The 559-nt window shown below is 68.0% G+C and carries 1 protein-coding gene; it reads left to right on the top strand.

The window, feature by feature from the left end:
* The coding region (locus tag AC1DIQ_RS18950) for a transaldolase family protein (RefSeq protein WP_478050600.1) at window positions 1–559 on the top strand (559 nt) is incomplete at both ends.

Genomic DNA, 559 nt, shown 5'->3' with positions numbered 1-559 from the left:
GCGGCCACGGTGGCCAAGGCGCGCCAGTTCATCGCCATGTACGAAGCGGCCGGCGTGCCGCGCAGCAAGGTGCTGATCAAGATCGCGGCAACCTGGGAAGGCGTGGAAGCGGCGCGCCAGCTGCAGGCCGAAGGGATCGACTGCAACCTGACGCTGATCTTCAATCCGACCCAGGCGCTGGCCTGCAGCGAGGCCGGGGCGTTCCTGATCTCGCCGTTCGTGGGCCGCATCCTGGATTGGTACGTGGCCAACGGCCAGGCGCCGGCSASCATCGATGAAGACCCGGGCGTGGTGTTCGTGCGCGGCGTGTATGCCGAGTTCAAGCGCCGCGGTTCGCCGACGGTGGTGATGGGCGCGTCGTTCCGTTCGACGGCGCAGATCGAGGCGCTGGCAGGCTGCGATCGCCTGACGATTTCACCGGATCTGCTGGAAAAGCTGGACGCCGATCACGGTGAGTTGCCGCGCAGGCTGGTGGCCGGTGCGGCCGAGTCTGTGCAGGTGACGCCGATCGATGGTGCGCGGTTTGCGGCGGATCTGGCGGCCGATCCGATGGCGACGG

It is taken from the genome of Stenotrophomonas sp. 05L413, assembly GCF_056397945.1.
The sequence above is the reverse complement of the archived record's forward strand: the minus strand, read 5'-3'. Positions and strand labels throughout refer to the sequence as shown.